Annotated in this window: 16 protein-coding genes; 14 read left to right on the plus strand and 2 right to left on the minus strand. The window is 64.2% G+C overall.

What is annotated here, in order from left to right:
* The first annotated feature begins 17 nt into the window (after window positions 1-17).
* The 13 genes from murC to nrdR all read left to right on the plus strand — a co-directional run bounded on the left by murC (window position 18) and on the right by nrdR (window position 14,429).
* Window positions 18-1,439: a UDP-N-acetylmuramate--L-alanine ligase gene (gene murC, locus LWF01_RS05975; protein WP_349640129.1), complete on the plus strand. Its 1,422-nt coding sequence runs from the start codon at window positions 18-20 to the stop codon at window positions 1,437-1,439.
* Window positions 1,440-1,462: 23 nt separating this feature from the next.
* Window positions 1,463-2,182: a cell division protein FtsQ/DivIB gene (locus LWF01_RS05980; protein ID WP_349640130.1), complete on the plus strand. Its 720-nt coding sequence runs from the start codon at window positions 1,463-1,465 to the stop codon at window positions 2,180-2,182.
* 116 nt (window positions 2,183-2,298) lie between these two features.
* Entirely contained in the window at window positions 2,299-3,504 is a 1,206-nt protein-coding gene (gene ftsZ, locus LWF01_RS05985; RefSeq protein WP_349640132.1) for a cell division protein FtsZ, read from the plus strand.
* A 16-nt stretch (window positions 3,505-3,520) separates the two neighbouring features.
* Complete coding sequence (pgeF, locus tag LWF01_RS05990) at window positions 3,521-4,279, plus strand: peptidoglycan editing factor PgeF (RefSeq protein ID WP_349640133.1); 759 nt, start codon at window positions 3,521-3,523, stop codon at window positions 4,277-4,279.
* Window positions 4,280-4,416: 137 nt separating this feature from the next.
* Window positions 4,417-4,926, plus strand: coding sequence for a cell division protein SepF (locus LWF01_RS05995; protein WP_349640134.1), 510 nt, complete (start codon window positions 4,417-4,419; stop codon window positions 4,924-4,926).
* A gap of 71 nt (window positions 4,927-4,997) precedes the next feature.
* A complete protein-coding gene (locus LWF01_RS06000; protein WP_349640135.1) occupies window positions 4,998-5,294 on the plus strand; it encodes a YggT family protein in 297 nt (98 codons plus the stop codon).
* Between the two features lie 141 nt (window positions 5,295-5,435).
* Window positions 5,436-6,215, plus strand: a complete 780-nt coding sequence (locus LWF01_RS06005) for a DivIVA domain-containing protein (protein WP_349640136.1) — start codon at window positions 5,436-5,438, stop codon at window positions 6,213-6,215.
* Window positions 6,216-6,354: 139 nt separating this feature from the next.
* On the plus strand, window positions 6,355-6,954 hold the full coding sequence (gene lspA, locus LWF01_RS06010) for a signal peptidase II (protein ID WP_349640137.1): 600 nt from the start codon (window positions 6,355-6,357) through the stop codon (window positions 6,952-6,954).
* Entirely contained in the window at window positions 6,954-7,880 is a 927-nt protein-coding gene (locus LWF01_RS06015; RefSeq protein WP_349640138.1) for an RluA family pseudouridine synthase, read from the plus strand. The genes lspA and LWF01_RS06015 overlap by 1 nt, the downstream gene beginning before the upstream one ends.
* 161 nt (window positions 7,881-8,041) lie before the next feature.
* On the plus strand, window positions 8,042-11,599 hold the full coding sequence (gene dnaE / locus LWF01_RS06020; RefSeq protein ID WP_349640139.1) for a DNA polymerase III subunit alpha: 3,558 nt from the start codon (window positions 8,042-8,044) through the stop codon (window positions 11,597-11,599).
* A 4-nt stretch (window positions 11,600-11,603) separates the two neighbouring features.
* Complete coding sequence (locus LWF01_RS06025; RefSeq protein ID WP_349640140.1) at window positions 11,604-12,530, plus strand: aldose 1-epimerase family protein; 927 nt, start codon at window positions 11,604-11,606, stop codon at window positions 12,528-12,530.
* A gap of 67 nt (window positions 12,531-12,597) precedes the next feature.
* Window positions 12,598-13,920 carry a histidinol dehydrogenase gene (gene hisD / locus LWF01_RS06030; protein WP_432761995.1) on the plus strand — a complete coding sequence of 441 codons (1,323 nt, stop codon included), beginning with the start codon at window positions 12,598-12,600 and terminating at the stop codon, window positions 13,918-13,920.
* On the plus strand, window positions 13,920-14,429 hold the full coding sequence (nrdR, locus tag LWF01_RS06035) for a transcriptional regulator NrdR (RefSeq protein WP_349640141.1): 510 nt from the start codon (window positions 13,920-13,922) through the stop codon (window positions 14,427-14,429). The genes hisD and nrdR overlap by 1 nt, the downstream gene beginning before the upstream one ends.
* 70 nt (window positions 14,430-14,499) lie before the next feature.
* Here nrdR and LWF01_RS06040 read toward each other — a convergent pair whose 3' ends face one another.
* Window positions 14,500-15,261 (minus strand): M50 family metallopeptidase, encoded by a 762-nt coding sequence (locus tag LWF01_RS06040; RefSeq protein WP_349640142.1) that lies wholly within the window; start codon window positions 15,259-15,261, stop codon window positions 14,500-14,502.
* On the minus strand, window positions 15,258-17,480 hold the full coding sequence (locus tag LWF01_RS06045) for a HelD family protein (RefSeq protein WP_349640143.1): 2,223 nt from the start codon (window positions 17,478-17,480) through the stop codon (window positions 15,258-15,260). The genes LWF01_RS06040 and LWF01_RS06045 overlap by 4 nt, the downstream gene beginning before the upstream one ends.
* Window positions 17,481-17,583: 103 nt before the next feature.
* On the opposite strand from LWF01_RS06045, the gene LWF01_RS06050 reads away from it, so the two are divergent.
* Window positions 17,584-18,942: an MFS transporter gene (locus LWF01_RS06050; protein WP_349640144.1), complete on the plus strand. Its 1,359-nt coding sequence runs from the start codon at window positions 17,584-17,586 to the stop codon at window positions 18,940-18,942.
* Window position 18,943 lies beyond the last annotated feature (1 nt).

The raw sequence follows: 18,943 nt of genomic DNA on the forward strand, positions 1-18,943 counted from the left end.
AAAGGTACGTTATTCCAGTGATCGTCTCCCCGGAAGAGTCGCCGGTTATCCCAGCAACTGAGTTGGGACGGGTCTTTTTCGTCGGTATCGGTGGTGCGGGCATGTCCGGGATCGCCCGGGTGATGCTGATGCGCGGGATGGATGTAGCCGGCTCTGACGCGCGGGATTCCCGGGTACTGACCCTGCTCAGGGCTCAGGGCGCCGAGGTCTTCGTCGGCCATGATGCCAGCCACCTGCGCGACGTCGACACCCTTGTCGTTTCTTCCGCCGTTCGCGATAGCAACGCCGAACTCGTCGCAGCGCGCGCCTCCGGTCTTCGGATCCTGCACCGCTCACAAGCACTCGCGGCACTTATGGTCGACCGGCGGGCGGTTGCCATCGCCGGTACCCACGGTAAGACGACCACCACCTCGATGACGACGGTAGCCCTGCAGCACTGCGGCATCGATCCATCCTTCGCGATCGGTGGGATTTTGACCGCGACCGGAGCCAACGCGCACGACGGCACTGGCGACGTTTTCGTGGCCGAAGCCGACGAGTCGGATGGCTCTTTCCTGTTGTACACCCCGAGGGTCGGCGTGATCACCAATGTCGAAGCCGACCATCTCGATTTCTATGGCACCGGCGAGGCCGTCGAAAAGGCCTTCGACCAGTTCTGTGACCGGGTGGGGGAGTCGAGCGATGGTGTCGTCGTCGCCTGCGCAGACGATGCCGGTGCGGCCCGGGTCGCCGAGCGTGCCCGGCAGCGTGGCGTGACTGTCTGGACCTATGGCCGAAGCGACACCGCGGACTTCAGGCTTGAAAACGCAGACTTCTCAGGCCCTGGCGCAGTGTTCGACCTGGTCGCACAGGGACGCCGGCTTGGCCGGGTGGCGCTGCGCCAGCCAGGGGAGTACAACGCGCTCAACGCCGCAGCGGCCTTCGCCGTCACCCAGGCTCTGGGCCAGCCGGTCGATCGGGCTTTGGCGGGACTCAAGGCGTTCGGCGGGACCCGGCGCAGATTCGAGCTGCGCGGCGAGGTCAACGGGGTGCGGGTATTCGACGATTACGCGCACCATCCCACCGAACTCAATGCCCTGCTCAAGGCCGCGCGCGGTGTCGTCGCCGGCAGCGGCCGGGTGTTCGCCATCTTCCAGCCGCACCTGTTCAGCCGGACCGTCAACTTCCAGGTGGAATTCGCCCAGGCGCTCGGCCGGGCCGATGAGGTAGTCGTGATGGACGTCTACGCCGCCCGCGAGGACCCCGTCCCGGGTGTCTCGGGAGCGATAGTCGCCGACCGGGTAGAGCTCGACCCTGGCCTGGTGCACTTCATCGAGTCCTGGTCGGCTGTCGTCCCGTTCGTGCTGCCGAAACTTCAGCCGAACGACATCGTGCTTACCATCGGGGCGGGTGACGTGACAATGCTCGGCCCGGAGATCCTTGAAGGCCTCACATCGTGAGAGGTTCCGCCGGGAAGCCTCCCGTGGCTGGCCAGCCGATCAGTCTCGAGGCCAAACGGGACGCCGCCCGCAGGCGCAAACGCCGCAACATCTGGATCACGATCGCGGCCGCAGCTGCCTTGTTAGGCCTTGCCGCGGTGGCCTTTTTCTCCCCGGTGCTGGCGTGTAAGTCGGTGACGGTCACCGGGACCGATCGGCTTGATCAGGCTGAGGTCCGGAAGTCGGTGTCGGAAGAATATCAGGGCACTCCGCTGCCGAGGCTGACGGCGAAGTCTGTCGGTGAGTTCGTCGCAGAGGCCTACCCGCTCGCTGCCTCTGTTCGGGTGGACAAGCAGTGGCCGCACGGGCTGCGGGTCAGGGTGGTCGAGCGTCAGCCGATAGCCGCGCTACGGGCGAAGTCCGGATTTGACCTGGTGGACGGGACGGGCTTTACCGTGGACACGGTCGCGAAGGCCCCGAAGGGTCTTCCGGTGCTGGACGTCAATGTCCGGTCGGCCGGGGTCAAGGCGGTGACAGCCGCGCTGATCGCGACATCGTCACTGACCGAAGACTTGCAGAAGGATCTGAAGACGGTTTCGGCGAAAAGCGCGACATCCGTCGAACTGACAATGAAATCCGGAACCAGGATTCGCTGGGGGAGTGCCGAGGAGAGCGACCTGAAGGCGAAGGTGGCCGGGGAACTGCTGAAGCAAAAACCCGAGTACATTGATGTGAGTGTGCCGAAGGCGCCCACCACGAAATAACGCGACACGCGCGGCCCGGTTATTGCGCCGATCTGGCGTCAGTGCATAGCGTCTAATAAGAGATTTAAGTAACTATAACCTTCAAGTTGAAGGTTAACCTTTGAGAGGGCATCGTCTTGGCAGCTCCGCAGAACTACTTGGCCGTTATAAAGGTCGTTGGCACCGGCGGCGGCGGCGTGAATGCCGTTCAGCGGATGATTGACGTCGGGCTGAAGGGTGTTGAATTCGTGGCAATCAACACCGATGCCCAGGCGCTGCTCATGTGTGACGCCGATGTAAAGCTTGAGGTGGGCCGTGAGTTGACTCGCGGCCTCGGCGCCGGTGCCGACCCTGAGGTCGGCAAGAAGGCGGCCGAGGACCACACCGAAGAGATCGAAGAGGTGCTCAAGGGCGCCGACATGGTCTTCGTCACCGCCGGCGAGGGAGGCGGCACCGGAACTGGTGGCGCTCCTGTTGTCGCGAGGATCGCCCGTTCGCTAGGCGCGCTGACGATTGGTGTTGTCACCCGGCCGTTCACATTCGAGGGCCGCCGCCGTTCGACCCAGGCAGAAGCGGGAATCGCCGCGCTGCGCGAAGAGGTCGACACACTTATTGTCATCCCGAACGACCGACTGCTGTCCATCTCGGATCGCAATGTCAGTGTTCTCGAAGCTTTCCAGTCGGCCGATCAGGTTCTGCTGTCCGGCGTGCAGGGCATAACCGACCTGATCACCACCCCCGGATTGATCAACCTGGACTTTGCCGACGTCAAGTCGGTTATGCAGGGCGCCGGCTCGGCCCTGATGGGTATCGGCTCGGCGCGGGGCGAGGATCGGGCGATCCAGGCGGCGGAGGCGGCTATTGCCTCGCCACTGCTGGAAGCCAGTATCGATGGCGCCCATGGCGTGCTGCTGTCGGTGCAGGGAGGTTCAGACCTTGGCCTCTTCGAGATCAACGAGGCCGCTCGACTTGTTCAGGAAGCCGCGCACCCCGAAGCCAACATCATCTTCGGCGCGGTCATCGATGACACCCTCGGCGACGAGTGCCGGGTAACGGTGATCGCCGCCGGGTTCGACAATCCCGATCAGAATTCAGGCACCGAAACGGCTTCCGCCGCGGCACCTGCCGCCCCGATTGCCGAGCCGATTCCTGCGGCCGCCCCGGCCGCACAGCAGTCGCAGTACTCGGGCAACGGAAATGGCAACGGCTATGGCCACCCCGCCGAGACCCAGGGTGGGTCGGTCGCCCCGATTCATGAGGAGCAGCAGGCGCCGCCGATCCTCGATGAGGAACGGCGTAAGCCCAAGGACGTCGACCTCGACATTCCCGACTTCCTGAAGTAGCCGCAGGTAGCCTGCCATGCTGAGCTATCGGCATGTGCTCCGCGCGGCCGGTGCGCCCACCGAGGTGCACGCCGCCTTCACGGACCGCCGGGGAGGCTACAGCTCGGCGCCGTACTCCTCGTTCAATCTGGCCACGCACGTGGGCGATCGGCCGGACGACGTTTCGGCCAACCGCTCCGCACTTGCCATCGTGACCGGGCTGCCGACCTCGTCCCTGGTGTTCATGGACCAGGTGCACGGGCGGGCTGTTCATCTGGTTGATGAGCGGCACCGGGAAGGAGAGGCCCCGGTCGCCGACGCGCTGGTCACGTCCCGGCCTGGAATCGCGCTGGCCGTGATGGTGGCTGACTGCGTTCCGGTTCTGCTGGCCGATCCGGCCGCAGGCGTGATCGGAGCTGTGCACGCCGGCCGCCCAGGGATGATCGCCGGAGTGGTTCCGGCAGCCGTGTCGGCGATGCGCGAGCTGGGTGCGGAGCGGATCGAGGCGGTCGTCGGCCCATCGGTTTGCCCCCGCTGTTACGAAGTTCCGGCCGAGATGCGGGCCGCAGCAGCGCAGGTGGCTCCGGTATCGGCAAGCGTGACCCGCACCGGCACGCCGGCCATCGATGTGGCCGCGGGCGTGGTGTGGCAGCTCCACGAGGCGGCGGTCGATGTGCGCTGGTTGGACGGCTGCACGCGGGAGCGTGACGACCTGTACTCCTACCGGCGGGACAGTCGCACCGGCCGGTTCGCCGGCCTGGTCTGGATCGATCCGGATTCCGCCGTCCGGCCTTGAATCCTGGCACGACACGCCGAAATTCTTTTCCCGCTGTCCTCGACGGGTTTGCACCCCGTTTCCGGTAGTTTCAACAGTGGAAGTAGCCGTGGAGTTCAAACCCTGCGAGTTTCACGTTGACGTATGAAGGAGTAGTAATGGCCGGCGCCCTCCGCAAGACCATGGTCTATCTAGGTCTGTCCGATGACGAGCGCTACAACGCCCAGGACGAGACGGACCAGTCGAGCGACAGAGACAGAGACCGAAACATGGTGGACGACATCGAACCCGAGCATGAAGCTCCTCTGGCGCGTCAGCGTGACGCCCAGGTGACTCCGATCCGCACGGCTCAGGCAGTCCGTTCGGTTCCCGCGCCGGTAGGGGAGTTGCGCCGGATCACCACGATTCACCCTCGCAGCTACAACGACGCGAAGGCGATCGGCGCGAGCTTCCGCGACGGAACCCCGGTGATCATGAACCTGACGGACATGGATGACTCCGACGCAAAGCGCCTGGTCGATTTCTCCGCCGGCTTGATCTTCGGTCTGCACGGATCGATTGAACGCGTCACGGCCAAGGTGTTTCTTCTCTCACCAGAGCACGTCGAGGTCGCCGGGGAGGCTTCGATTCCGGAGCAGACACAGGCCAGCTTCTTCAACCAGAGCTGACTCAGCTTCTTCTCAGCGTTTCGGGCTAATCTGTCGATAGCCCATGCCTTCGACCCACTCGAGGATGCACCTTGTCGCTCCTGTTCACATTTCTGTACTTCGCGGTACTTATCTACTTCTTGGCGCTTATCGTGCGCCTGGTTTTCGACTGGGTGCAGATGTTCGCGCGTGACTGGCGTCCGCGTGGACCCGTCCTGATGCTCGCCGAGGGCGTGTTCACGATCACCGACCCGCCGCTGAAGGCCATCCGCAAAGTGGTGCCGCCGCTGCGCCTCGGTGGCATCGCGCTGGACCTTGCGTTCCTGATTCTGATCCTCGCCTGCAGCCTGTTGATGAACGTGCTCCAGGTGGCCGCCGCAGTGGCGTAATGCCCGGTCGGAGGCACAATTTTCGTTGCTCAAGGTGGCTCAAAGCGACAAACTGATGCTGTTTGCGCTACCGTAACGTTTGCGACGTTTTCTTTTGGAAACGTCAACCAAGATATTGCTCCCCCAGTATGAGGTGGCCAGATGGCGCTAACGCCTGAAGACGTAGTAAATAAACGGTTCCAGCCCACGAAGTTTCGTGAAGGCTATGACCAGGACGAAGTCGACGATTTTCTCGACGAGGTGGTAGCTGAGCTACGCCGCGTTTACCAGGAGAACGACGAACTTCGCCAGAAGCTTTCGGCTGCGGAACTTCGCGTCAGTGAGCTCAGCCGCGGAGAATCCGCGGCGGCGCCTGCAAGTGACAAGGCTGCGCAGGCACCGGCAACCGCCGAGAAGACCGAGGCGGCCGCGGGTGACTCCACTGCTACCAAGGCTGTTCCGGTCGCTCCTGCGGCCGAACCGAAGCAAGAGGTCAAGGAATCCGTTCCGGCAGAATCAGCTCCGGCTGAAGCTCCGCCGGCTGTGGAGAAGCCGGCGCCTGTCGCTCCGGTGGCCAACGGTGCGGCTGCGCCTGCGGCGTCCGCCGGCCCGGATGACGCTCACGGCCTGATCTCGCTTGCGCAGCGCTTGCACGACGAGCACGTCCAGAAGGGCGAGCAGAAGCGTGACGAGCTGATTGCCGAGGCTGAGGATCGTGCCACCGGGTTGATCGGCGAGGCAGAAGAGAAGCGCCGCGCCACGCTCAGCTCCCTTGAGGAAGAGCAGGCACAGCTCGAACGCAAGATCGACGAGCTGCGCAACTTCGAACGCCAGTACCGTACGCGGCTCAAGTCGTACCTGCAGGACCAGCTCAGGGATCTCGATTCCCGTGGCTCGCTGGTACCGGCTACGCTGCGAGACGGTGACGATAGCGCTATCTAGTCTTCGGACAGGTAGCAGTCGCAGCTGTTGGACGTGAACGTGGGGCTCTCTGTTTCAGGGGGCCCCACGTTCTATGTTCGAACGATTCGCATTGCCCTAACTGAAGCTTTGTTCTATCTGAAGAGGAGACGGTAGGTACGTGGAAAAGTACAGCGGTGAGGATTCGGCTGCCGAAAGGCGGCACGAAGAAGCGAACCGCTCGCCCGGCACGCCAGGCCCGGGTCGGCGGGCGAGCAGGGCCCGGCTGCTCGCCGCCTTATCTGCTGTCGTTGTGGCCGTCGTGCTCGTCGATCAGCTGACGAAAGCCCTCGCGATCGCGACGCTCGAAGGCAATGAGCCGGTGCCGATCATCGGCCCGTACGTGTCATTCCACTTCTACCGGAACGCCGGCGCTGCCTTCGGAATGGGCTCGCAGGCGACCTGGGTCTTCCCGCTGATCGGACTTGTCGTGCTGGGCATCGTTGCCTTCCTGGCGCGCAAGCTGGGTTCGCGGGCATGGGCAGCGGCCTTCGGTCTGCTGCTCGGCGGTCTGCTGGGGAACTTCATCGACCGGATGGTGCAGCCACCCTCGATTGGCCAGGGTGCTGTCGTCGACTTCATCAACCTGCACTTCTTCATCTGCAATGTCGCCGACATTGCCATCACAGCCGCAGCGGCTTTGATCATCATTTTAAGTTTCAGGGGGATCGGAGTCGACGGGACGCTGACCGAGGATGCCCCGAAGGAGAAGAGCGCGTAGTGGGCGAAATCAGGTCATTTGCGATTCCCGAGGGTTTGGCTGGCGAACGGGTCGACGTCGGGCTCGGCCGGATGCTTGGCCTGTCACGCTCGGCCAGCGCCGAGCTGGTTGCAGGCGGGAAAGTCGCACTGGACGGCATCGTCGTCTCGAAGTCGACCCGGCTGCTTCCGGGCAGCCTGCTCGACGTCGAACTTGCCGAACCCGCCAGGCCGCTAGAGATTGTTCCCGAACCGGTCGAGGGAATGGAGATCGTTTACGACGACGATGCTTTCGTCGTGGTGAACAAACCGGTCGGTGTGGCCGCGCATGCCGCAGCGAGCTGGCATGGACCTACTGTCATCGGTGGCTTGGCGGCGGCCGGCTATCAGATTGCGACTTCCGGCGCATCGGAGCGCCAGGGCATCGTGCACCGGCTGGACGTCGGTACGTCCGGCCTGATGGTCGTCGCGAAGAGCGAGCACGCCTACAGCGTGCTGAAGCGCGCCTTCAAGCAGCGCACAGTGACGAAGATCTACCATGCACTGGTCCAGGGCCACCCGGACCCGTTCGTTGGAACCATTGACGCGCCGATCGGGCGGCATCCCCGGCGCGATGGCCTGTGGGCCGTCGTCAGCGGAGGCAAACCAGCCGTCACGCACTATGAGGTGATCGAGGCGTTTGCTGCGGCGTCCCTGGCCGAGATCAAGCTCGAGACCGGGCGGACCCACCAGATCAGGGTGCATTTTTCAGCGTTGAAGCATCCCTGCGCCGGCGACCTGAGCTATGGGGCGGATCCCACCTTGGCCAAGCAGCTCGGCCTTTCCCGGCAGTGGCTGCACGCGGTCCGGCTGGGATTCACCCACCCCGACTCCGGCAAGTGGGTGGAGTTCACCTCGGAGTATCCGCCCGACCTGGCCGAGGCCCTTGCCAGGCTGTCCCACGAATAGCTGGACCTCGCCGGGCGGTCCGCTTAGTTGAGGGCAACGGGTCTGTCGGTGCCGGGGATTAGGCTCGTGCATAAGTAGACTTGGCCGGTAGCCGGAACAGGTTTTCTAGCAGCACACAGCTAGCACACAGCAGCACACAAGGGTCAAAAGGCAGGCGTTGAATGTCCCAGGGTAAAGACTCCTTCGTTCACTTACACGTGCACACGGAGTACTCGATGCTCGACGGTGCCGCAAAGCTCGGCCAGTTGTTTGAAGAGGCGTCCCGGCTTGAGATGCCAGCGATAGCCACAACCGATCACGGCTTCCTTTTCGGCGCCTTCGACTTCTGGAAGCACGCCACGGAAGCGGGCATCAAGCCGATCATCGGTATCGAGGCTTATGTCGCTCCGGGCACCAGCCGTCACGACCGTACCCGGGTCAAGTGGGGCGAGAAGCATCAGGCCGGTGACGATGTCTCCGGTGGCGGCGCGTACACGCACATGACCTTGCTGAGCAAGGACAACGCCGGAATGCAGAACTTGTTCCGGATGTCGTCGATCGGTTCGCTGGACAGTGTATTCGCCAAATGGCCGCGGATTGACCGCGAACTGCTGAACACGTACGGCAAGAGTCTGATCGCAACCACGGGTTGCCCCTCGGGTGAGGTGCAGACCCGGCTGCGGCTTGGCCAGTACGCCGAGGCCAAGGCCGCCGCCGCCGAATTTCAGGACATCTTCGGCAAGGAGAACTACTACTGCGAGCTGATGGACCATGGCCTCTCAATAGAAAAGCGGGTCACGAAGGACCTGCTGCGGTTGTCGAAGGAACTGAGCATCCCACTCGTCGCTACCAACGACCTGCACTACACCCATGAGGCCGACTCCAAGGCGCACGAGGCGCTGTTGTCGGTGCAATCCGGTTCCACCCTGCTCGAACCGACCTATGACCAGGGTGGTTCCCGCTTCGCCTTCAGCGGCTCAGGCTTTTACCTGAAGTCCGCGGCAGAAATGCGTTCGCTGTTCCAGGAGATGCCGGAGGCATGCGACAACACGCTCGCGATCGCCGAGCAGTGCGAGGTGTCGTTCAACACCAACGCCAACTTCATGCCGCGCTTCCCTTGCCCTCCGGGCGAGGATGAAACCTCGTGGATGGTCAAGGAAGTCGAGAAGGGGCTGCATTACCGCTACCCGGACGGTATACCTGACGAGGTTCGCAGGCAGGCGAACTACGAGGTCGAAGTCATCACGAACATGGGCTTCCCCGGTTACTTCCTCGTGGTTGCCGATTTCATCAACTGGTCGAAGGACAACGGAATCCGGGTCGGGCCGGGCCGTGGCTCCGGCGCCGGTTCGATGGTCGCCTACGCGATGCGGATCACCGACCTCGACCCGCTGAAACACGGCCTGATCTTTGAGCGCTTCCTGAATCCGGACCGGGTGTCGATGCCCGACTTCGACGTCGACTTCGACGAGCGTCGTCGCGGCGAGGTGATCAGGTACGTGACCGAGAAGTACGGCGACGACCGGGTCGCCCAGATCGTCACCTATGGAACGATCAAGGCCAAGCAGGCGCTCAAGGACTCTGCGCGGGTGCTCGGCTATCCGTTCTCGATGGGTGAGACCCTGACCAAGGCGATGCCGCCCACCATCATGGGTAAGGACATCCCGCTGACCGGCATCGAGGACCCGGCGCACAAGCGTTACGGCGAGGCGGAAGACTTCCGCACAGTGCTGAGGAACGACCCCGAGGCCGGGAAGGTGTTCGAGCTCGCCAAGGGACTTGAAGGCCTGAAACGCCAGTGGGGCGTGCATGCCGCGGGCGTGATCATGAGTTCCGAGCCGTTGCTCGACGTCATCCCGATCATGCGCCGCCTGCAGGACGGCCAGGTGATCACCCAGTTCGACTATCCCACCTGCGAAGGCCTCGGCCTGATCAAGATGGACTTCCTCGGCCTGCGAAATCTCACGATCATCGACGACGCCCTGGACAACATCAAGTTCAACGGCAAGGAACGTCCGGACCTGGAGAAGTTGGAGCTCGACGACCCGGAGACCTACGCGCTGCTGGCCCGCGGCGACACTCTCGGCGTCTTCCAATTCGACGGTGGGCCGATGCGCTCTCTGCTGCGGCTTATGCGGCCGGACAACTTCGAGGACATTTCCGCTGTCGGCGCCCTGTACCGTCCGGGCCCGATGGGGGCCAACTCGCACACGAATTACGCGCTGCGTAAGAACGGCCAGCAGGAAATCACTCCGATCCACCCCGAGCTGGCCGAGCCACTCGAGGAGATCCTTGGCACCACGCACGGCCTGATCGTCTATCAGGAGCAGGTTATGGCGATCGCGCAGAAGGTCGCCGGCTACTCGCTAGGCCAGGCCGACCTGCTCAGGCGTGCCATGGGCAAGAAGAAGAAGTCCGAGCTGGACAAGCAGTTCGCCGGATTCTCCGAGGGCATGAAAGAGCGCGGCTTCAGTGCCGCCGCCGTCAAAGCGCTCTGGGACATTCTGCTGCCGTTCTCCGACTACGCCTTCAACAAGGCGCACTCGGCCGCGTACGGCGTGGTGTCTTACTGGACCGCCTATCTCAAGGCGCATTTCCCGGCCGAGTACATGGCCGCCGTGCTCACCAGCGTCGGCGACGACAAGGACAAATCCGCGATCTACCTCAATGAGTGCCGCCGGCTGCACATCTCGGTGCTGCCACCGGACGTGAACGAATCGGCGCGCAACTTCGCCCCAGTCGGCAAGGATGTCCGTTTCGGCATGAGCGCGGTGCGAAACGTTGGCGGTAACGTCGTCGACGGCATAGTCGCAGCACGCGAGGAGAAGGGCGCATTCACCTCGTTCCAGGATTTCCTCGACAAGGTTCCGGCGCAGGTCTGCAATAAGCGCACCATCGAGTCGCTGATCAAGGCCGGCGGATTCGACTCGCTTGGCCACACCAGGCGATCCCTGGTTGAAATCCACGAGGAAGCCGTCGATTCGGTTGTCGGCGTGAAGCGGCAGGAAGCCAAGGGCCAGTTCGACCTGTTCGCCGGTCTCGGCGCGGCCGACGAGACCTCGGGCTTCGCCGTCGTGATTCCGGATCGGCCGGAGTGGGACAAGAAGGAGAAGCTCGCCTTCGAACGCGACATGCTGGGACTTTACGTTTCGGACCATCCGCTGAACGGACTGGAGAAGATTCTTGCCGAGCAGGCCGAGGTGTCAATCGCCAGATTGATCGAAGACGACGCGCGCCCGGACGGCTCACAGGTCACCATCGCCGGCATGATCACCAGCCTGCAGCGGAAAGTCTCGAAGAACAGCGGCAACCCCTACGCCATCGCCACCATCGAGGATCTCGACGCAAGCATCGAGGTGATGTTCTTCGGACAGGTCTACCAGCCGGTGGCGACGATTCTCGCCGAAGACCTGATCGTCACGGTGAAGGCGCGCATTCGCCGGCGTGACGAAGGCGCGCTGTCGCTGATGGCGATGGAGATCACCCTCCCGGACGTTTCCGATGCTGCCGGAACCGGGCCGGTCGCCATCTCGATGCCATTGACCAAGTGCACCCCGCCGATGGTCGAACGGCTGGCGGACGTACTCCGGACCCATCCGGGTAAGAACGAGGTGCACCTGAGGCTGACGCAGCCCGGCCGGGCCACCTTGATGCGCTTGGACCGCAGCCTCAGGGTTGAGCCGAATCCGGCGCTCTACGGTGACCTGAAGGCCCTGCTGGGTCCGAGCTGCCTGGTCTAGCACGATGACGTTTCCCGGCGACGGCCAGCCGCCAAGCGGTGAGCAGTTCGAAATAGGTTTCGGCGACTACCGGGCTGTGATCACAGCGATCGGGGCCAGCCTGCGTCTGCTGCAGCACAAGGGCAGGGACCTCGTCGTTCCCTTTGCCGTGTCCGAGCTTCGGCCGGCGCATCGCGGAGCCGTTATGGTGCCGTGGCCGAACCGGATTGTCGACGGACACTACGAGTTCGACGGTAAGAGCTTTCAACTGCCGCTGAGCGAGCCGGCGCGTGGGCACGCGATCCACGGGCTGGTGGACTGGGCGCGGTTCGAGCCGCTAAAGCGATCGGCGAACCAGGTGGTGCTCGGCTATCGGCTGCCGGCGCAGAAGGGCTACCCGTTCTCGCTCAACGTCACCGTCAGCTATACCTTGGACGCCGGAGGGCTGCGCACCGAGGTGGTTTCGCGGAACACCGGAACCGTCCCGGCACCCTACGGCGTCGCGGCCCATCCGTATCTGGTCGCCGGCCCGGGCCGCGTCGACGACTGGGAACTGACCCTGCCGGCCGGTGACTATCTCGAGACCGCCGGCGAGCGGCTGCTGCCAGGTGAGGATCGTCAGGTTGCCGGAACGGCTTTCGACTTTCGGCAGCGCCGGGTCATCGGCGACACCGAAATGGATCACGCCTTCACTCGGCTGGACATCGATGCCGCCGGCGACGTCCGGGTCGCGGTGAATTCGCCGGACGGCGGGGGAGTGGAGCTGTCGTTCGCACGGCTCGGCTGGGTGCAGGTATTCACCGCCGATCTGCCGGATCCACTGGTGAGCCGGACCGGGCTTGCAGTGGAACCGATGAGTTGCCCGCCGGATGCCTTCAACTCGGGCCGCGACCTGGACCGGCTTGCCGCTGGCGCCGACCACAGTGCGTCCTGGCGGATCTCCGCGTTGTAACCCCCGGCCTCGTCCGTCGTTCACCGTCCGGCTCGCCCGGGGCGCTCGTGCCAGTACACTTATGCGCGTGATGAAACGCCTTGACTTTCGATCCGCATCCCTCGACCGGCGAACGCTGCGGGCCGCGGTTCCGCGGGCAGCAGTGAACCTTGCGGCTGCGGTCGCGGCAGTGACGCCGGTGATCGAGGACGTTCGTTCGGGTGGCCGCGAGGCAGTTCTGGATTACACCGAAAGATTCGACCAGGTCCGGCCGGAGAGCATTTCGGTCAGCTCCGAGCGGCTTGCCCAGGCACTTGCCGACCTGGATCCGGAGGTGCGTTCCGCGCTTGAGGAATCGATTCGTCGTGCCCGGCTGGTGCACGCCGACCAGCGTCGTGAAGACGTCACCACTACCGTTTCTTCAGGGGCAGAGGTAACGGAACGCTGGCTGCCGGTGTCCCGGGTCGGCCTCTACGTTCCGGGCGGCCTGGCGGTCTACCCCTCGTCGGTCGTGATGAACGTCGTACCGGCGCAGACTGCGGGTGTCGATCAGATCGCAATCGCCTCGCCGCCGCAAAAGGAATTCGGCGGGATGCCTCACCCGGTGGTTTTGGCCGCTGCCGCACTGCTCGGCGTGCAGGAGGTCTACGCGATGGGTGGAGCGCAGGCGATTGCCGCGTTCGCCTATGGCTACGACGGCGAGCAGGACAGCCTCGAACCGGTCGATCTGATCACCGGCCCGGGAAACGCCTATGTCGCGGCAGCGAAGAGCGTTGTGCGCAATATCGTCGGCATCGACGCGATAGCCGGCACCACCGAAATCGCTGTGCTGGCCGATGCCGGCGCCGATCCGTTCCTGGTCGCGGCGGACCTGGTCAGCCAGGCCGAGCACGATCCGGCGGCGGCATCCATCCTGGTCACCGACTCCGAGGAACTGGCCGACGCGGTCGACCTCGCACTCGTCGACCGGGTGGCGGCAACGAAACACACGGGCCGGGTCACCGAGGCGCTTGGCGGTCCGCAGTCGGCGATCATCATCGTCGACGATCTCGATGCCGGCATTGCGGTGATCAACGCCTACGCCGGTGAACACGTCGAGATACTGACCGCGAACGCGCGCGCCGTGGCAGCGCGGGTGACGAATGCTGGGGCACTCTTCATCGGACCGTACTCACCGGTGAGCCTCGGCGACTACTGCGCCGGCTCCAATCACGTGCTGCCGACCTCGGGAACCGCAAGCTTCGCCTCGGGCTTAGGCGTGCAGAGCTTCCTTAAATCGACTCACATTGTGAACTACTCCAAGTCGGCCCTGCGGGAGGTCGCAGACCACGTCGTGACCCTCTCCCGTGCCGAGGACCTGCCCGCGCATGGCGAAGCAGTTTCCGCGCGCTTTGAACAAGAGGTGAGCTGATGCATTGCCCTTTCTGCCGGCATCCGGATTCCCGGGTCGTCGATTCGCGCACATCTGAGGACGGCACGGCGATTCGTCGGCGTCGCCAATGCCCGAACTGCTCGCGCCGATTCACCACGATGGAGGCGACAAGCCTCGCCGTGATCAAGCGCTCCGGAGTGTCGGAACCGTTCAGCAGGCAAAAGGTGATCAACGGGGTGCGCAAGGCCTGTCAGGGCAGGCCGGTCAGCGAAGACGACCTCGCAATGCTGGCACAGAAGGTGGAAGAGACTGTCAGATCGATGGGAATCGCGGAGATCGACGCGGACGAAGTCGGCCTGTCCATCCTCGACCCGTTGCGCGAGCTCGACGAGATCGCCTACCTGCGTTTTGCCTCTGTTTACCAGAGCTTTGACTCGCTCGAAGACTTCGAAACGGCCATCGAAGTACTGCGCGAGGACGCAAAGAAGACCCCCGCTATTGAAAGCCCGCAGGAAGCCGGTACTATCAGCTCAGACGACTTGTCATAGCGCGTCGCACAAAGACCGCCGTTGGTGGCATCGGAGGGGAAGCCGTTGCCACCAGCGGCTTTTGTTTTGCCTAGAGTTCGGGGATGAAACCGGCCAGCACCGCTCCGGTTCCACAGAGCACAAGTGCGTACACAAGGCCGAAGCTTCCGAGCCAGACGGCGGGCGGAACGATGGTGATCCTGGCCAGTGCAGCCGCGTCCGAATGGCCGGTACGACCCTGCCGATGATCCCGGATCAGACTAAGCACCGCGCGACCGCCACCGAGCTGCAGCAGCACGCCGAACGCGATCAGCACTGCGGTGCTCAGTGTTGGCTCGGCAGTCCACCAGAGGGCCGCCAGGGCAGCCGTGGTGACCAGGAAGATAAACACGGTGAACCAGCTTCGGGCCATCACCAGTACGAAGACCATAATCAGGAGCAGAATTGCGATGACCGGAGCCGCCCAGCCAGTTGATGCGCTTCCGACCAGTGCGATGCCGACCAGACCCGGAACGGGGTAGCCGAACCAGCTGGTGACAACCATCGCGGGGCCGCGGGTACGACCAGAGGTGACAGTTTCGCCGGACATGTCTCGGCGGACCGTGATCCCGTGCAGGCGGCGCCCGGTCAGCAGGCCGATGAGCGCGTGGCCAAGCTCATGCACGACAGTGACGACGATTCGGAAGACACCCCACGCCTGACTCGAGGCACACAGGATGATGCCCACGACTACGCTGCCGATTAGGGTGGCATTAAGGCTTGAGCTGTCCAGCAGGCCCAGGTCGATATGCCCCAGCCGTGACACGACCTGGTCCCAGACGGCACCAGCCGTCACGGCGTCCGCGCCGCTCAAACCGATTGACCGAAGTCGTCGGTGGTCACGACGGCGAGGCGCTGGGTCGGCCTGGTCAGCGAAACGTACAGGTCTCCGAGCCCGCCCGCGGTGGTACCCCGGATCGTGCCGGGTTGCACAACGAGGACACCGTCGAACTCCAGGCCCTTGACGTCGGTCGGCGACATCAGGGCGATATCGGCGTCGAGTCCGCCCGGTCCGACACCGAGAGTGATCCCGTCCGCTCCGATTGCGTCGTGCACCTGCCGAAGAAGCGAGTCCGGTGCAATCACCGCGATCTTGCCACCGTCCAGCAACGCCTTTTCGTGCCGTAGCCGCGTGGGCAGCGCGGCGAGCAGGGACGCGTCATCGGCGAACCTTTCGATATCCGGTGCCCATTTGCCCTCCCGAACCGAGGACGGAACTGGCAGGTCCGGGAAGTCGGCGGTGATTGTTTCGGCGGCCAGTTTCATGATCTGGCCCGGCGTTCGGTAGTTGATCGTCAGTTCTTCCAGCTGCCAGCGATTGCCGACATGCGGCGCCAGGACCTGTGCCCAGTCGCGGGTGCCGGCCGGCGAAGACGTCTGGGCGATATCGCCGACCAGTGTTGCCGACCTGCTCGGCACCCGCCGGAACAACAGTCGCCACATCATCGGGGAGAGCTCCTGCGCCTCGTCCACGACCAGATGGCCGTACGCCCAGGTGCGGTCTTCCGTGGCGCGTTCGGCTGTGGTGATCCGCCGTCCGTTGTTGGCGAACCGCTCGGCCAGGGAACCGGCAGTGAGGTACTCTTCAGTTCCAGTCATCTCCAGGACCGACTGTGCGTACTTCAGCTGCTCGGCGCTGTCCGCCTGTTGATCCTGCTCGGCCCGGGCGCTGGCCTGCGGATCTTCGCCGATCAACTCCGCCGCCTCATCCAGCAGGGGTACGTCTTCCACCGTCCATGGCGCGCCGGCGTCGCGGCCCAGCAGCTCTCGCTCGGCGCTGCTGAACTCCGGCGTGGCTGCGGCAAGCCGTTCTGGATGAGCGAACAGGTCGGCGACGAACTTCTGCGGTATCAACGGCATCCAGGCGAGGTTCAACGCAATTCGCACATCCCGTGATGAGCGGACGTCGTTCAGCAGTTCGGCGCGATCGCCCTGGTCGATCGTCCCGCCGATCGCCTCGCCGAGCTGGTCGGTGAGCTGGCGCAGCAGTTGTTTGACGAACGTGACCCTGGCCTCGTTATGGGGCAGATTGGTCCGGCGCGCCTTCTCCCGGGCGGAGCGGACCGCGGCACGAGTCAGTGTGACGATCCGGCCCTCCACATCGAGATCCTGGTCGGCCTCGGGTATCCGCTGCCGGGCGGCGATCGCGCGCCGGAGCACGCGAGCCATCCGGGCATCACCCTTGAGCGCAGCCACCTCGGGGCCGTCGTGCCGATTGGTTTCGACGCCTGGGAACAGGTTGCCCGCGGTTGTCAGCACTGCGCCGGTTTCGCCGAGCGAGGGCAGCACCTGTTCGATGTAGCGCAGGAAGACCGGGCTCGGCCCCACCAGCAGGACACCGGAACGCGCTATCCGCTCCCGGTGCTTGTAGAGCAGGTAGGCCGCGCGGTGCAGGGCTACCGCGGTTTTGCCGGTGCCTGGTCCACCCTGGACGACGAGCACCCCAGCCATCTCCCGCCTGATGATCCTGTCCTGCTCGGACTGGATGGTCGCGACGATATCGCCCATCCTTCCGGTCCGATTCGATTCGAGCGCGGCGATCAGGGCGCCTTCGCCGCTGAGTTCGGCCCGCTGTGAATCGGTGAGCGCGCCGAGGTCGAGGACGTCGTCCTCGATCCCGGTGACCGACCGTCCTCGGGTGATCAGGTGCCTGCGTCGGGCCACTCCGGCCGGCGAACCACTCGTCGCCTGATAGAACGGCTCGGCCGCCGGCGCACGCCAATCGATCAGCAGCCGCTGCTGATCCTCGTCGGATAGCCCGATCCGCCCGATATAGCGGGGAACAGTGCTGTCCGCGAGATCGAGACGTCCGAAGCAGAGTCGATCCTCCGCGCTGTTCAGCCGGACAATCTGGTCTTCGTACAGGGTCGCGAACGCATCGCGTTCCGACCGGGCCTGATGGTTTCCGCCGGGAGAGGTTCTTCTAATGCTTGCCAGACGCTGATTCGCGTCGATTCTGAGCGCGTCCAAGCGGCCATAGAGTTGATCAAGGTTAGCTTGTTCGACGTCGATCTCGGCTTGTGTGCCACCCATAATGACCCTTCTATTCCAGCCATCCAGTATGCCCGGTAAAGCCAAAGAGTTTACTGGCAGGGTGGCGATACGTGGCCGTGTGTCGTTGGGGGAGAATGGGGCAGTGCCGGAAACCCACTCACAGAACCCACAGAATCAAACCCTGAAGATTTACTCCTTGTGGGCAGTTGGCGTCTTCGCATACCTGATCGCGGTTCTGCAACGGACAAGTCTCGGCGTTGCCGGGCTGGAGGCCACAGAGCGCTTCCACGCATCCGCCTCGGTGCTGTCGATGTTCACAGTGATCCAGTTGCTGGTGTATGCCGGGCTGCAGATTCCGGTCGGCGTCCTGGTCGACCGCTGGGGACCCAAGATTCTCGTCGCCGCGGGTGCGGCGCTGATGGCGCTTGGTCAGGCTGTGCTCGCCTTCGCCCCCGAGGTGCTGTGGGCCATCGTCGGCCGGCTGTTCGTCGGTGCGGGTGACGCATTCACATTTATCGCCGTTCTCCGCCTCGTCGTTGCCTGGTTCCCGCCGAGCCGGGTGCCGGTGTTCACCCAGCTCACCGGACTCGTCGGCCAGCTCGGCCAGATACTCAGTGCGGTGCCGTTCGTCTGGCTGCTGCACACGGCGGGTTGGACCACGGCATTCCTTTCCGCAGCCGCGTTGTCCGCCCTCGCCGTCATCATTGCGGTGGCAGTGCTGCGAATGCCTGCGGATGCAGTACCGAGCGGACCCGCCCAGACGGTGCGGGAGGTCTGGCACAGCGTGGTCGCTACCTGGCGGCATCCCGGCACACAGCTTGGACTCTGGACGCATTTCACCACGCCGTTCAGCGGAACCATGTTCGTTCTGCTCTGGGGCGTGCCGTTCCTGGTTTCCGGGCAGGGCATGAGCACGGCAATGGCGTCCGGCCTGCTGAGCCTTTACGCCGTGTCTGCGCTGGCGGCCGGCCCGATCACCGGACGCCTGGTAGCCCGGCATCCGCTGCGCCGATCATGGCTGGTGCTGGCAATCGTCTTTGCAACGATGGCCGCATGGGCCGCCGTTCTGCTCTGGCCGGGCCGCGCTCCATTCTGGCTGATCGTGATCATGTTGCTGGTGCTCTCGGTCTCCGGCCCTGGCTCGATGATCGCCTTCGACTTCGCCAGGACCTTCAACCCGCCGAGCCGCCAGGGTACCGCCTCCGGAGTGGTGAACGTGGGTGGTTTCATTGCCGCTCTCGTGGCGATGTATCTGATCGGGCTGCTGCTGGACCTCAGCCAGCGAGCCTGGGGCGGCGATCTCTATCAGCTCTCGCACTTCAAGCTAGCGCTGTCGGTGCAGTTCCTGTTGTTCGGGATCGGCGTCTGGGGAATCATCAGTTCTAGGGCGAAGGCCCGGGCGGAGATGGCGGCCATGGGAGTGCGGGTTCCGCCAATCATGGAGGCGCTGCGCCGGGAGCTGGCCGCCGGCCGGCAACGTCGGCAGAACCGCAGGTCCTAGC

The sequence above is a fragment of the Saxibacter everestensis genome (assembly GCF_025787225.1).
Taxonomy (GTDB): domain Bacteria; phylum Actinomycetota; class Actinomycetes; order Actinomycetales; family Brevibacteriaceae; genus Saxibacter; species Saxibacter everestensis.

Bases quoted from the DNA above. Each gene is read 5' to 3' on its own strand.
- LWF01_RS06045 (WP_349640143.1), bottom strand. From the start codon at position 17,480: ATGGGTGGCACACAAGCCGAGATCGACGTCGAACAAGCTAACCTTGAT.
- LWF01_RS06025 (WP_349640140.1), top strand. From the start codon at position 11,604: ATGACGTTTCCCGGCGACGGCCAGCCGCCAAGCGGTGAGCAGTTCGAA.
- LWF01_RS06005 (WP_349640136.1), top strand. From the start codon at position 5,436: ATGGCGCTAACGCCTGAAGACGTAGTAAATAAACGGTTCCAGCCCACG.
- nrdR (WP_349640141.1), top strand. From the start codon at position 13,920: ATGCATTGCCCTTTCTGCCGGCATCCGGATTCCCGGGTCGTCGATTCG.
- LWF01_RS05995 (WP_349640134.1), top strand. From the start codon at position 4,417: ATGGCCGGCGCCCTCCGCAAGACCATGGTCTATCTAGGTCTGTCCGAT.
- dnaE (WP_349640139.1), top strand. From the start codon at position 8,042: ATGTCCCAGGGTAAAGACTCCTTCGTTCACTTACACGTGCACACGGAG.
- pgeF (WP_349640133.1), top strand. From the start codon at position 3,521: ATGCTGAGCTATCGGCATGTGCTCCGCGCGGCCGGTGCGCCCACCGAG.